The sequence below is a fragment of the Roseateles sp. So40a genome (genome assembly GCF_048081605.1).
In the GTDB taxonomy this organism is placed as follows: Bacteria; Pseudomonadota; Gammaproteobacteria; order Burkholderiales; family Burkholderiaceae_C; genus Roseateles.
The window spans coordinates 324,862-337,676 of record NZ_CP182288.1 but is presented as its reverse complement, the minus strand read 5'-3'; the positions used below and the strand labels follow the sequence as shown (position 1 = coordinate 337,676).

General features: G+C 69.4%; 12 protein-coding genes. 9 read left to right on the top strand and 3 right to left on the bottom strand.

All coding sequences use genetic code 11. The features are described from left to right. Positions 1 to 21 precede the first annotated feature (21 nt). A complete protein-coding gene (locus ACNI65_RS01505; protein ID WP_416760783.1) occupies positions 22 to 1,713 on the top strand; it encodes an aminotransferase class III-fold pyridoxal phosphate-dependent enzyme in 1,692 nt (563 codons plus the stop codon). A gap of 166 nt (positions 1,714 to 1,879) precedes the next feature. Continuing rightward, the gene (locus ACNI65_RS01500; RefSeq protein WP_416760782.1) at positions 1,880 to 2,347 is read left to right on the top strand and encodes a Panacea domain-containing protein; all 468 of its coding nucleotides are present in this window, start codon (positions 1,880 to 1,882) and stop codon (positions 2,345 to 2,347) included. A gap of 117 nt (positions 2,348 to 2,464) precedes the next feature. On the opposite strand, the gene ACNI65_RS01495 is transcribed toward ACNI65_RS01500, so the two are convergent. Together ACNI65_RS01495 and ACNI65_RS01490 are read right to left on the bottom strand one after the other, a co-directional pair. After that, on the bottom strand, positions 2,465 to 3,310 hold the full coding sequence (locus ACNI65_RS01495) for an alpha/beta fold hydrolase (protein ID WP_416760781.1): 846 nt from the start codon (positions 3,308 to 3,310) through the stop codon (positions 2,465 to 2,467). Between the two features lie 120 nt (positions 3,311 to 3,430). Further along, entirely contained in the window at positions 3,431 to 4,072 is a 642-nt protein-coding gene (locus ACNI65_RS01490; protein WP_416760780.1) for a hypothetical protein, read from the bottom strand. Positions 4,073 to 4,247: 175 nt separating this feature from the next. Here ACNI65_RS01490 and ACNI65_RS01485 point away from each other — a divergent pair, with 175 nt between their 5' ends. Then, the gene (locus tag ACNI65_RS01485) at positions 4,248 to 5,504 is read left to right on the top strand and encodes a glycosyltransferase family 4 protein (protein ID WP_416760779.1); all 1,257 of its coding nucleotides are present in this window, start codon (positions 4,248 to 4,250) and stop codon (positions 5,502 to 5,504) included. A 19-nt stretch (positions 5,505 to 5,523) separates the two neighbouring features. Here ACNI65_RS01485 and lplT read toward each other — a convergent pair whose 3' ends face one another. Beyond that, positions 5,524 to 6,771, bottom strand: coding sequence for a lysophospholipid transporter LplT (lplT, locus tag ACNI65_RS01480; RefSeq protein ID WP_416760778.1), 1,248 nt, complete (start codon positions 6,769 to 6,771; stop codon positions 5,524 to 5,526). Between the two features lie 123 nt (positions 6,772 to 6,894). Between lplT and ACNI65_RS01475 the strand changes: the two genes are divergently transcribed. From ACNI65_RS01475 to ACNI65_RS01450, 6 genes are read left to right on the top strand one after another with little or no spacing between them, the layout of a single operon-like run. After that, a complete protein-coding gene (locus ACNI65_RS01475) occupies positions 6,895 to 8,958 on the top strand; it encodes a ribonuclease catalytic domain-containing protein (RefSeq protein WP_416760777.1) in 2,064 nt (687 codons plus the stop codon). 14 nt (positions 8,959 to 8,972) lie between these two features. Continuing rightward, on the top strand, positions 8,973 to 9,830 hold the full coding sequence (locus ACNI65_RS01470; RefSeq protein ID WP_416760776.1) for an energy transducer TonB: 858 nt from the start codon (positions 8,973 to 8,975) through the stop codon (positions 9,828 to 9,830). A 45-nt stretch (positions 9,831 to 9,875) separates the two neighbouring features. After that, on the top strand, positions 9,876 to 10,805 hold the full coding sequence (aroE, locus tag ACNI65_RS01465; RefSeq protein WP_416760775.1) for a shikimate dehydrogenase: 930 nt from the start codon (positions 9,876 to 9,878) through the stop codon (positions 10,803 to 10,805). Positions 10,806 to 10,815: 10 nt separating this feature from the next. Further along, on the top strand, positions 10,816 to 11,562 hold the full coding sequence (locus ACNI65_RS01460; RefSeq protein WP_416760774.1) for a transglycosylase domain-containing protein: 747 nt from the start codon (positions 10,816 to 10,818) through the stop codon (positions 11,560 to 11,562). 40 nt (positions 11,563 to 11,602) lie between these two features. Then, complete coding sequence (locus ACNI65_RS01455) at positions 11,603 to 12,199, top strand: hypothetical protein (protein WP_416760773.1); 597 nt, start codon at positions 11,603 to 11,605, stop codon at positions 12,197 to 12,199. Further along, positions 12,200 to 12,751, top strand: coding sequence for a TlpA disulfide reductase family protein (locus ACNI65_RS01450; protein ID WP_416760772.1), 552 nt, complete (start codon positions 12,200 to 12,202; stop codon positions 12,749 to 12,751). It abuts the gene before it with no gap. Positions 12,752 to 12,815 lie beyond the last annotated feature (64 nt).

The window sequence follows — 12,815 nt, the reverse complement described above, 5'->3', positions numbered from 1 at the left end:
AGGCTCCGGAGGTCCATGACCATGTCGACGATGTCCACGCCCCTGATGAACGCCCTCTTCACCTTCGACGTCCTGCCCGTCGTGGCGGCCGCCGCGGCGCTGGCCGCGCTGTACTACGCGCCCACGGGCTGGCGGCGGCTGCAGCTATCGCGCGCCAAGCATCCGTCGCTGGCAGGCCATTCGCGCATGGCCGTGCGGCTGGCGCGGCTGATGCCCTCGCGGCGCTTCGACGACGCGCGCTTCTTCAACGCCGACGATGCCAGCGGCGAGATCATCGCCCGGCGCCGCGCCAGCTTCGCCGCGCTGTCACGCACGCTGCGCACGCGCCATGCCCGCAGCATCGCCGCGACGCAGTCGATGAAGCCGTCCCTGCCCGACCTGCAATTCACCAGCAGCTACCGCGTGCCGCCCTCTTTCAGCCCCGTCGTGCAGCGCGAGCTGCCGCTGGGTCCGGTGATGGTGGCCAGCGACGGCCACTGGCTGACTGACCTCGATGGCGAGCGCTTCATCGACCTGGCCGGCAGCTACGGCGTCAACCTCTTCGGCTACGCCTTCTATCAACGCTGCATCGCCGAGGGCGCGCGCCGCGTGGAGGCGCTCGGGCCGGTGCTGGGCGTCTACCACCCGCTCGTCGAGGACAACGTGCGGCGCATCCTGGGCCATGCGCGCATGGATCAGCTGTCCTTCCACATGTCGGGCACCGAGGCGGTGATGCAGGCGGTGCGGCTGGCGCGGTACCACACGGGCAAGACGCACCTGGTGCGCTTCTGCGGCGCGTACCACGGCTGGTGGGACGAGGCCCAGCCCGGTCCCGGCAATCCGCTGCCCGCCGAGCGCACCTACACGCTGCGGGACATGCACGCGCGCAGCCTGCAGGTGCTGCGCACGCGGCGCGACATCGCCTGCGTGCTCGTGAATCCGCTGCAGGCGCTGCATCCCAACAAGCCCGCGCCGGGCGACGGCTCGCTGGTGGACAGCTCGCGGCGCGCGTCCTACGACCGCGAGGCCTACGCCGCGTGGCTGCGCGAGCTGCGCCAGGTCTGCACCGAGCGCGGCATCGCGCTGATCTTCGACGAGGTCTTCATGGGCTTCCGCCTGGGCGCGGGCGGCGCGCAGGCCTACTTCGGCGTGCAGGCGGATCTCGTCACCTACGGCAAGACACTGGGCGGCGGACTGCCGGTGGGCGTGGTGTGCGGCCGCGCGGCGTGGATGAAGCGCTACCGCGAGGAGCGCCCGGCTGACATCTGCTTCGCGCGGGGCACCTTCAACACGCATCCGCATGTGATGGGCGCGATGTCGGTGTTCCTCGATGCGCTCGAGGATCCCGAGCGCCTGCGTCAGCTCGACGGACAGGACGAGCAGCAGGACGCGCGGCGCGCGCGCCTGAACGCGGCGCTGGAGGCGGAGCAGTTGCCGCTGCGCGCGGCCAACATGTCCTCGATCTGGACGCTCTATTACACGGAGCCCTCGCGCTACAACTGGATGCTGCAGTACTTCCTTCGAGAGCAAGGCCTGGCGTTGAGCTGGGTGGGCACGGGGCGGCTGATCTTCAGCCTGGACTTCAGCGACGCGGACTTCGACGACGTGCAGCGTCGCGTGCTCGCCGCGGCGCGCGCGATGCGCGATGGCGGCTGGTGGAGCAGCCCGGCATTGCCGAGCAACAAAGCCATCAAGCGCCGCATGCTGATGGAGACGCTGGGCCTGCGCGGCTGAGCGGGAATTTCGAGAGCTGATCCGAAGCTGACGATCTCCCCCGAAGGCGGGGCGCCTCGATGTTCATTGATGAATGTCGAAGCGCCCCGCTGTTCTTCGCGCGTCGCGGTTCCTAGACTGCTCCGCCTTGGCATGCGATGTCGTGCGTGCCGTGAGGAGATGTCGCATGTATTCATCGTTTGCCGTGGCCAATGCCTTCATTGGCCGATCGCTCGCTGGCAAGCTTCATGGGTTGAACTCGATGAAGCTGCAGAAGCTGATGTACTTCACCCAAGCCTGGCATCTGAAGGTGAAGGGGACGCCCGTCATCGACGACACGTTCACCCGCGGCGACCACGGCCCGGTGCTCCCTTCGATTCACCATCAAGTCAAGGCCTACGACACCCGGAACATCACACAGACGATCCGGATCCTGGACGGCGATGACGATCGAGAGGTCTGGCGAGTCCCGTGCATCCAGCCCGACGACCAGTCCACCTGTGACCTGATCGACGCCATCATTGGCCGCTACGGGAATCTGTCTGGCCTTGCCCTGTCGGATCTGACCCATGCTCCGAATTCGGCATGGTCGCAAGGTCGCGCTGATGGTCAAGCGATCCTGAACGACACCATCCGGTCTGACCCGACGATCTGACCATGACCTACCAAGATGGCGATTGGGATCAGTTGCGTGACGCCAGTCGTCCGACCCTCACCGGCATTGAACTGTGGTCCGACCAGGTCCTCATCGCCGTGACGACCGGCGTGACCGTCAGCGTGCTGGCGGCGTTCCTGGGGGTGATCCGAGGGCTGTTTCCGGGGAAGGACGAGCCCGTTCCCGCGCCTCCCTGACCACCGCCTCGATCGCCTCGACCACCACCTTCGGCTGGTCGCGCTGGATGTAATGCCCCGCGCCCGCCACCGGCTGCAGCGCCTTGCCACCCACCAGCGGCAGCCAGTTCGGCTCCAGCCCATGCACCATGGTCTCGAAACCGCTGGCCATCTCCATCGGCGAATACACCGTGCGCGTCAGCACCCGCACCGGCACATCGGGCCGGGGCTTCGCCCACAGCGTGTCGATGCAGTCCTGCTGCTGCATGAACTCCGCCTGCATCATTCCGCGGAACACCCGCCGGCTCATGCTGTCCAGCATGTTGGCCATCACCGGCACCTCGACCTGCATCTTTCTCAGATGCAGCGGATGCGTCGCGTCGACGAGCACGATGCCCGCGACCTCGTCCGGATACAGCCGCGAGAACGCGTATTGGTAGAGGCCGCCGATCGAGTGCCCCACCAGCACATACGGCGGCTTTATGCCGGCGCTCTGCAGCAGGCCATGCAGCTCGGTGGCGATGCCGCAGGGGTTGCGCGGCGTGGGCGGCGTGGCGGTGCTGTCGCCATAACCGGGCCGGTCGTAGGCGAACACGCTGTAGTCATTGCGCAGCGCCTGCAGCACCGGCGACCAGGGATCGCGTCCATCGCCCAGGCCCGACTGCAGCACCACCGTCGGCGCGCCGTGCCCCACCTGCGTGAACACGATCGGGCCGCCGGTGACGCGCTGGTTGCCCGTGTTGGGCATGGTGCTGGCACAGCCGCCCAGCACCAAGGCGCCGAGCATCGTCAGGCTCGCGGTGAATCTCGCCCCGACACTCGGCCGGGACGTCGACGCCCGAAGGCGCCGTTCGAGAACGGACATGCGGTACTCCATCGGCTGGGCGGCCGCATCCGCCCCCTGGGATCAGGCCGTCTGCTCGCCGCTGGCGGCATTGTGCCCATCGCCGCGCGGCCACAGTGCCGGATCCAGGCGCTCTCCGCGCAACAGTTGCAACGGCGCGCGGTGGTAGAGCTGGATGTCGTGGAACGGGTCGGTGATGATCTTCGTCGCCCAGGCCACGCCGGTGCGCAGGTCCTTGATCACCCACAGCTGCAGCACGCGGAACACCAGCCCCGCCACCCCCAGCCAGAACCACATCAGACCCAGCTGATGCAGGTAGGCCATGAAGCTCGCGGCCGGCTCGAACACGCCGAACAGCCCGGGCTGCAGCCACAACGCGATCGGCGACGCGGCCCACAGGCCCATCAGCACGATCTTGCGGCGCAGGTTGTAGCCGATCTTGATCTCTTCCTTGTGCTCGTGGGTCGCCTGGTTCACGTGGTCGTACCCCTTGGGCTCGAAGAAGAAATGCCCCGCCTGGCGGCTGGTCATCGACACGCCCCAGGCCAGCAGCGCGGCCCAGGCCGGATCGACCAGCAGCAGGCCGTAGGCCACCACGAAGCAGCACGCGCTCAGCAGGTGCAGCGACTGGTTGATGCGGCAGTGGTGGTAATAGCGGTGGTCGTCCCAGCGCTGTTCGTTCAGAAGAGCCAGAAAGTCCTTCATGCGGGCCTCGTCCTTGAGATGAGCGGGAAGCGTGACCGCCTTCGATGGCAACGCCGTGATGGTCCGGTGATGCCGCGATGACAAGCACGTGGCGACTGTGATCAGCGGCTGTTTCAGGCGCGTGACGGTCCACACCGTCACAGAACTGTTGCGTTGGCCGACCATCATCCGCGCCATGACGACCCAGCCCATCGAACTCGAAGTCGACGAGCTGCCCACGCGCCAGCGGCATTTCCGCGTCGCCGTGGTCACCGAGACCTATCCCCCCGAGGTCAACGGCGTGGCGCGCAGCATCGCCTGCGTCGTGCAGGGCCTGCAGGCGCGCGACCACGCGGTGCAGCTGCTGCGCCCGCGCCAGGCGCCGGCCGGAACGCCCGCGGCGGCCGAGCCCCCGGTCGATGAGGTCCTGATGCGCGGCCTGCCCGTGCCGCGGTATCCGCACCTGCGCATGGGCGTCGTCTCCAAGCGCACGCTGGTCAACCTGTGGGCCAGCAAGCGCCCCGATGTCGTGCACATCGCCACCGAGGGCCCGATGGGCTGGTCCGCGCTGCAGGCCGCGCGCCAGCTCAAGCTGCCGGTGGTGTCGGAGTTCCGCACCAATTTCCACGCCTATGCCCAGCATTACGGCATCGGCTGGTTGCGCCGGCCGCTGCTGGCCTACCTGCGCAAGTTCCACAACCGCTGCCACGCGACGATGGTGCCCAACGCGGCGCTGGCCGGCGAGCTGATGGCGCAGGGTTTCCGTCACGTCAGCGTGATCGCGCGCGGCGTGGACACCCAGCTCTTCCAGCCAGCCCGCCGCAGCGAGGCCTTGCGCGACAGCTGGGGCGCCGCGCCCGGCGACCCGGTGCTGATCCATGTGGGGCGGCTCGCCGCGGAGAAGAACCTCCAGCTGCTTGCGGACCTGTGGCCCGCGTTGCGCCAGCGCCATCCGCGTGCCCGGCTCGTGCTCGTGGGCGACGGACCCGCGCGCGCGGAGCTCGAGCAGCAGCTGCCGCCGTCCGCCAATGTCGTGTTCGCCGGCATGCGCCACGGTCAGGATCTCGCGGCCTGCTACGCCAGCGGCGACCTGTTCGTCTTCCCCAGCATCACCGAGACCTACGGCAATGTCACGCCCGAGGCGCTCGCCAGTGGGCTGCCGGTGATGGCCTATCAATATGCAGCGGCGGCGCTGCTGGTGCGCGACGGCGTGAACGGCGGACTCGCGCCGTTCAACGACGCGGCGAGCTTCCAGGCGCGCACGATCGCGCTGCTTGACGACCTGCCGCGTCTGGCCGCCATGCGCGAGCGCGCCCGCGACAGCGCCGAATCGCTGGACTGGGACGGCATCGTGCAGGGCATCGAGCAGGTCTACGCGTCGGCCATCGACGGCACGTCCGTCGCGCTACGCGCGGGATCGCAGCTCTCGCGCATGGCGACAACGCCCCTTTGACTGCTCACGCCGCTGGCCCTCACCCCTGCCCTCTCCCGCAAGCGGGCGAGGGAGTCTGCAGGGCACTGCTGCGCAAGCGGCGTCGCGCCATCAACACCAGCACGCTGAGCATCACGAACGCGCCCAGCCCGCTCATCAGCCACACGAGCGGCACGCCCATCGCCTGCAGCGTCGCGTAGCCGCCGAGCATCACCAGGATGCTCAGGTTCTCGTTGAATCCCTGGACCGCGATCGAGCGGCCCGCGCTCAGGATCTGCACGCCGCGGTGCTGCAGCAGCGCGTTCATCGGCACGACCATCGCGCCGCCCACGGCGCCGACCAGCACCATCGCCGGCAGCGCCCAGCCCAGCGAGCTCACCCAGGGCGTCGCCAGCATCAACGCGCCCAGCATCACCCCGAGCGGCATGACCCGCACGCTGTGATGCAACGCGATCCACCGGCCCGCCAGCGCCGCGCCGGCCACGACGCCGATGGCCACCGTCGCCTGCAGGTAGGCGCCCTGGTTCAGCCGCAGGCCCAGCACGTCCTGCGCCCACTGCAGCACCGCGAGCTGCAGCGTCGCGCCCGCGCCCCAGAACAGCGTCGTCATCGACAAGGACAGCCGGCCACCCAGCCGGTCGCGCCACAGCGCGCGGTTGGACAAACGGAAGTCCCGCACGATGTCGAGCAGCCGATTCGGCGGCCGGGGATAGACGATGCCGCTCTCCGGCACGCGCAACTGCAGCATCGCCGCCACGCCGTACAGACCCAGCAGCGCCACCAGCGACGCCTTCAGCGGCTGCGCCAGGCCCAGTCCGGCGACCGCCCCCATCCACCACGGACTCACGAGCAACCCGCCCACCAGCGTGCCCAGCAGCACCGAGCACACGACCGACACCTCGATCCAGCCATTGGCCGCGACCAGCTTCGTCGGCGGCACGATCTCGGTGATCAGGCCGTACTTGGCCGGCGCGTAGCAGGCCGCCGCCGTGCCCACGATGCCGAAGGCGATCAGCGGATCCAGCCCCAGCGCCATCGCGCCGACCCCCACCGCCTTGAGCGCGTTCATGCCGCTCATCAGCGCCACCTTGGGCCAGGCGTCGGCGATCAGCCCCACCACCGGCGCCAGCGCGACGTAGGCCACGGTGAAGCACAGCTTGAGCAGCGGCGCCCACCACAGCGGCAGCCCCATCTCCCGCAGCAGCGCGATGCCGACGATCAGGAGCGCGTTGTCGGCCAGCGCGGAACAGAACTGCGCGGCGATGAGGGTGTGGAAACGCGGTGGCATCGGGTCGGCGGGTGACGCGCGAGTGTGCGAAGACGCCGTGACGGCGTGTTGACAACGAATTGACACGCGCCTGCCACGCACCCACCCGGCACCCCCTCCACGATCAGCGACAATCCCGCCGCTATGTTTGCCCTGTTCGAAGACGCCGGAAAATTCCTCGCCGGCCGCATCCTGTCCGACGCCGATACCTCGATGCAGATCGAGCTCGAGTCGGGCAAGCGCGTCAAAGTGAAGACCGCCCATGTCCTGATCAAGTTCGACAAGCCGTCCCCGGCCGAACTGATCGCGGACGGTCAACGCCTGTCCCAGGAGATCGACCTCGACCTGGCCTGGGAGTTCGCGCCCGAGGGCGAGTTCGGTTTCGCCGACCTCGCCCGCGACTATTTCGACGCCAAGGCGACGCTCGGCCAGCAGGCCGGCGCGCTGTTCCGGCTGTTCGAGGCGCCGCATTACTTCCGCCGCATGGGCAAGGGCCTGTTCAAGAAGGCGCCGGCCGACGTGGTCAAGGCCGCGCTGCTGGGCATCGAGCGCAAGAAGCAGATCGCCGCCCAGATCGAGCAGTGGGCGACGGAGCTCGCCGAGGGCGGCTGCCCCGCGCCGATCGGTGACCAGATCTACAAGATCCTGTTCCGCCCCGACAAGAACGGCCCCGAGTACAAGGCCGTCGTCGAGGCCGCCAAGCGCAGCCACAAGGCGCCGCTGGACCTGCTCAAGGACGCCGGCGCCATCGCCAGCCCCTACCAGTTCCACTGGAAGCGTTTCCTCTTCGAGCACTTCCCCAAGGGCACGAACTTCCCGGCGCTGTCCGCGCCCGAGATCAAGGACGAGCTGCCGCTGGCCGCCGTGCGCGCCTTCTCGATCGACGATTCGGCCACCACCGAGATCGACGACGCGCTGTCCGTGCAGGGCCTGGGCACCGGCACGGTGGTCTTCGGCGTGCACATCGCCGCCCCGGGCCTGGCGATCCAGCCGGACTCGCCGGTCGACAAGGTCGCCCGCGACCGCTTCTCCACCGTCTACATGCCGGGCTGGAAGCTGACCATGCTGCCCGACGACGTGGTCCAGGCCTACACGCTGATCGAGGGGCGCGACTGCCCCGCCGTCAGCATCTACCTGACCATGGACGAGGCGACGCTGGAGATCACCGGGCGCCAGACGAAGCTCGAGCGCGTGCCCATCGCCGCCAACCTGCGCCACGACAAGCTGGACCATGTGATCACCGACGCCACGCTGAGCGGCGCGGCGCCGGCGGATTACGACTTCGCCCCGGAACTGGCCTTCGCCTACCGGCTGGCCAAGGACCTCAAGGCCAAGCGCGAGGTCGTGCGCGGCAAGCCAGAGACCTTCAATCGGCCGGACTACAACTTCCGCCTGGACAACGACGGCGCGCACGAACCGATGGGCGCGGAGCAGGTCAGCATCACCGTGCGTCAGCGCGGCGCGGCGCTGGACCTGATCGTCGCCGAGGCGATGATCCTGGCCAACTCGAGCTGGGGCGCGATCCTCGCCGAGTGCGGCGTGCCCGGCATCTACCGCAGCCAGGCCAGCCTGGCGCCCGGCATGAAGGTGCGCATGGGCACCAAGCCCGCGCCGCACGCCGGCATGGGTGTGGCGCAGTACACCTGGGCCACCTCGCCGCTGCGCCGCTACGTGGACCTGGTCAACCAGTGGCAGATCATCGCCTGCGCCCGCCACGGCAAGACCGCCGCGCTCGCCGCGCCGTTCAAGCCCAAGGACGCGGCGCTGTTCTCGATCATCTCGGGCTTCGACGCCGCCTACAGCGCCTACAACGGCTTCCAGTCCGGCATCGAGCGCTACTGGACGCTGCGCTACCTGCAGCAGCAGGGCATCACCGAGCTGACCGCCGCCGTGCTGAAGGACGGACTGGTCCGCGCCGACACGCTGCCGCTGGTGTTCCGCGCGCTGGGCTGCGAGGGCCTGCCGCGCAACAGCCACGTCAAGGTGCGCATCACCGGCATCGACGAGCTGACGCTGGACCTCCACGCCAGCCTCGTCGAGCGCCTGGATGCCGAGGCCGCCCCGGCCGATGACGCCGAGTCCGAGGACGACGAGGAACCGGCGGGCGTGCTCACGCTGGCGATCGACGTCAACGAGGAAGGCGCCGACGGCGCCGACGCTTCCAAGGCCTCGGACGGCGCGGTGTCGCCCGCCCCGAGCGCTTCCTGATCCGCTGAATCAAGATGCCCAAGCTCAGCCCCCTGCAGTACGCGCTGATCGTCTCGGTCGGGGTGCACCTGGGCCTGGGGACGCTCAAGATCGTCGCGCCTGACCAGTTCGACCGGCTCTTCCAGGACACGCCGCTCGAGGTGATCCTCGTCAACGCGCGCGGCCAGGACGCCCCGGTGAAGGCCCAGGCGCTGGCGCAGGCCAATCTGGCCGGCGGCGGCGACATGGCCGCCGACGTCCGGGCGACCTCGCCGCTGCCGCCCTCGCCCAAGGTGGAGTCCGGCGACAGCACCGAGGTCCAGCACAGCCAGATCCAGCAACTGCAGGTGGCCCAGGAACAGCTGCTGACGCAGGTGCGGCGCGAGCTGGCGCTCTTGCCGCCGCCCGACCCGCAACGCGACAAGGGCACGCCTGAGGCGCGCGAGCAGGCCGAGCGCCGCCGCCAGCTGGTGCAGCTGCTGGCCGAGATCGAGAAGCGGGTCAACGACGAGAACGCGCGTCCGAAGAAGCGCTACGTGAGCCCGGCCACGCGCGAGGTCGTCTACGCCCAGTACTACGACCAGCTCCGCCGCCGCATCGAGACCCGCGGCACGCGCGACTTCCCGACCTATCAGGGCCGCAAGCTCTACGGCGAGCTGACGATGAACATCCACGTCGACTCGCGCGGCCGGGTGATCGAGACCGACATCGTCCAGAGCTCGGGCAACGCGGTGCTGGACCGCCGGGCCGTCGCGATCGTCCGCGCGAGCGCGCCCTTCGGCAACTTCACCAGCCAGATGCGCCAGGGCGCGGAGCTGCTGGTGATCACCTCGCGCTTCCGATTCACGCGCGACGAGAACCTCGAGACCACGCTGAGCGGCCAGCCGTCCTGAGCCCGCTGGCTTCTTCTTCCTATATAGCGCGTAGAGAGAGCTGCCATGAGCGCCCCGACGGCCACTTCCCTCCCCTCCGACGTGCTCGACCGCTACGCCGTCGCCGGCAACCCCGTCGCGCACAGCCGCTCGCCGGAGATCCATGCAAGGTTCGCCCGCGAGACCGGCCAGTCGCTGGTCTATGAGCGGCTGCTGTGCCCGCTGGATGCCTTCGAGGCGACGATCCGCGGCTTCGTCGCCGCCGGCGGCCGCGGCTGCAACGTCACGGTGCCCTTCAAGTTCGAGGCTTTCCGGCTCGCGGCGCGCTGCACGCCGCGCGCGCAACTGGCCGGCGCGGTCAACACGCTGCGCTTTGACGACGAGTCCCACGGCGGCTGGCTGGGCGACAACACCGACGGCGCCGGCCTGGTCGCCGACATCGAACGCAACGCGGCTCGCCCGCTGCGCGGCCAGCGCGTGCTGCTGATCGGCGCGGGCGGGGCGTCGGCCGGTGTGCTGGGCAGCCTGATCGCCGGCCGGCCGGCCACGATCCGCGTCGTCAATCGCAGCGCCGACAAGGCGCTGGCGCTCATCGACAGCCACCGCGCGTTCGCCGACGAACATGGCGTGCGCCTGAGCGCAGGCGGCCTGGACGCGCCTGCACCCGACGGCCTGCACGACGTGCTGATCAACGGGACGAGCGCCTCGCTCAGCGGCGCCGGCCTGCCCTTGCCCGATCCCGACCTGCCGGTGCTGGCCCCCGGCGGCCTGGCCGTGGACATGATGTACGGCGCCGACGCGAGACCCTTCCTGGACTGGGCCGCGGCTCAGGCCGGGACCGGGGGCGCCACACGCGACGGACTGGGCATGCTTGTCGAGCAGGCCGCCGAGGCCTTCCTCGTCTGGCGCGGCGTGCGTCCGGACAGCGCGACCGTGCTGTCGGACCTGCGCCGACAGTTGTCCGCCCCGCTGGCGACGCCGCCGGCTGCCGGCTGAGGTCCCCGCGATGAAACAGTTCTGGCGCTTCATCGGCATGCTGCTCGTCGGCATCGTCTGCCTGCAGCTCTTCTTCGCCGCCCGCATCGCGCTGATGGCGGTGGTGTCGCCGCAGTCCACGACCTTCCAGCGCTCCGAGGCGCTGCGCCTGCTGCGCGAGAAGCACCGCATCCTCTGGGCGCAGCAATGGGTCGATGACGACCTGATCCACAAGAACCTCAAGCGCGCCGTCATCGCCAGCGAGGACGCCGGTTTCACCGAGCACGGCGGCGTCGACTGGGAGGCCCTGGAAAAGGCCTGGGACAAGAACCAGCGCGCGCAGGAACAGGCCGACAAGCGCGCCGCGCGGCTGGCCAAGACCAACTCGACGCGCCCGCCGCCGGTCCCCAAGGTCATCGGTGGCTCGACGATCTCGCAGCAACTGGCCAAGAACCTGTTCCTGAACTCGGAGCGCTCGCTGGTCCGCAAGGGCCAGGAATTCGTGCTGACGCTGATGCTCGAGGCGATGCTCAGCAAGCGCCGCATCCTCGAGATCTACTTGAACAACGTCGAGTGGGGCGAGGGCGTGTTCGGGGCGCAGGCCGCGGCGCGCCACTATTACGGCGTCGACGCCTCGCGGCTGGGCGCCAACCAGGCGGCGCGGCTGGCGGTGATGCTGCCAGCGCCCAAACGGTTCGAGAAACGCCCAGGTTCGCCCTATGTGAGCGGCCGCGCTGGCACCATCGAAGCCCGGATGGGCGCGGTCGAGGTACCCTGAGCGTCCTCCCCGTCCGCCTGACGCGGACCGGGAGACTGCGATGACACCCGAACTGACCACCGAGATCGCCGCCGCCGCCGCCCGCCTGGTGGTGGAGGAAGGCCTGGAATACGGCCCCGCCAAGTCCCGCGCGCTGAAGGTGCTGGGCCTGCCGCCCCGCACCGCGCTGCCCAGCAACGACGAACTCGAGGACCAGGTGCGCGAGTACCTGGACATCTTCTGCGCCGACACCCAGCCCGCCGAGCTGCAGGCTCTGCGCGAGCTCGCCGCCGTCTGGATGGAGCGCCTGGTCGAGTTCCGCCCTCACCTGAGCGGCGCGGTCTGGCGTGGCACCGCGACGCGGATGTCGCACATCCATCTGCAGTTGTATTGCGATGACAGCAAATCGGCGGAGATCGCGCTGCTGAACCAGGGCGTCGATTACGACGTCGGCCAGTCGCGCAACGCCAAGGGTGAGACGGTGGATCAGCTGGTGCTGGACGCGCCCTGCCGCGCGCTCGGCGAGCGGGTGGCCATCGCGCTGACCATCCTGGACCATGACGACCTGCGGGGCGCGCTCAAGCCCGACGCCCGCGGCCGCACCGAGCGGGGTGACCTCGCCGCGCTGCGCACCCTGATGAACTCGAAGGACGATTGAATGCAACGACGCGCTGTTCTCGGATTGGGCGCCGCCGGCGTGCTGGCGGCGGGCGGCGGGGCCTACCTCGCGCTGCAGCATGAGCAGCGCGGGGCCGCCCCGGCCGCGACGGGTCCGCTCTCGCCGGGGGCCGCGGCCTTCTGGAACGCCAGCTTCGACACGCTCGATCAGCAGACCTACCAGCCCGCCGCCCATCTGCGCGGCAAGCCGCTGCTGCTGAACTTCTGGGCCACCTGGTGTGCGCCCTGCGTCAAGGAGCTGCCGGAGATCAACCAGTTCCACGACGAGTTCGCCTCCAAGGGCTGGCAAGTGCTGGGCCTGGCGGTGGATGCGCCGACGCCGGTACGCGGTTTCCTGGAGAAGCTCCCGCTGAAATTCCCGGTGGCCCTGGCGGGCCTGACCGGCACCGACCTCTCGAAGCAGTTGGGAAACAGCAAGGGCGGCCTGCCGTTTACCGTCGCGTTCGGCGTCCAAGGTGAGCCGATCTGGCGGAAATTGGGCGCGACCCACCTGGAAGAACTGCGCGCGATGGCGTCTGCGGTCAAGGTCTGAACGCGGGTCAACCCCTAGGGATGAGGGGCCTCGGCCATAGCCGGGGGTCCCAGACCGGTCAAGC

What these genes read in the sequence shown, in the direction of transcription:
- ACNI65_RS01490 (WP_416760780.1), bottom strand. Translation starts at nt 4,072, where the DNA reads ATGAAGGACTTTCTGGCTCTTCTGAACGAACAGCGCTGGGACGACCAC.
- ACNI65_RS01505 (WP_416760783.1), top strand. Translation starts at nt 22, where the DNA reads ATGTCGACGATGTCCACGCCCCTGATGAACGCCCTCTTCACCTTCGAC.
- ACNI65_RS01470 (WP_416760776.1), top strand. Translation starts at nt 8,973, where the DNA reads ATGCCCAAGCTCAGCCCCCTGCAGTACGCGCTGATCGTCTCGGTCGGG.
- ACNI65_RS01485 (WP_416760779.1), top strand. Translation starts at nt 4,248, where the DNA reads ATGACGACCCAGCCCATCGAACTCGAAGTCGACGAGCTGCCCACGCGC.
- ACNI65_RS01475 (WP_416760777.1), top strand. Translation starts at nt 6,895, where the DNA reads ATGTTTGCCCTGTTCGAAGACGCCGGAAAATTCCTCGCCGGCCGCATC.
- aroE (WP_416760775.1), top strand. Translation starts at nt 9,876, where the DNA reads ATGAGCGCCCCGACGGCCACTTCCCTCCCCTCCGACGTGCTCGACCGC.
- ACNI65_RS01500 (WP_416760782.1), top strand. Translation starts at nt 1,880, where the DNA reads ATGTATTCATCGTTTGCCGTGGCCAATGCCTTCATTGGCCGATCGCTC.
- lplT (WP_416760778.1), bottom strand. Translation starts at nt 6,771, where the DNA reads ATGCCACCGCGTTTCCACACCCTCATCGCCGCGCAGTTCTGTTCCGCG.
- ACNI65_RS01495 (WP_416760781.1), bottom strand. Translation starts at nt 3,310, where the DNA reads ATGCTCGGCGCCTTGGTGCTGGGCGGCTGTGCCAGCACCATGCCCAAC.
- ACNI65_RS01455 (WP_416760773.1), top strand. Translation starts at nt 11,603, where the DNA reads ATGACACCCGAACTGACCACCGAGATCGCCGCCGCCGCCGCCCGCCTG.
- ACNI65_RS01450 (WP_416760772.1), top strand. Translation starts at nt 12,200, where the DNA reads ATGCAACGACGCGCTGTTCTCGGATTGGGCGCCGCCGGCGTGCTGGCG.
- ACNI65_RS01460 (WP_416760774.1), top strand. Translation starts at nt 10,816, where the DNA reads ATGAAACAGTTCTGGCGCTTCATCGGCATGCTGCTCGTCGGCATCGTC.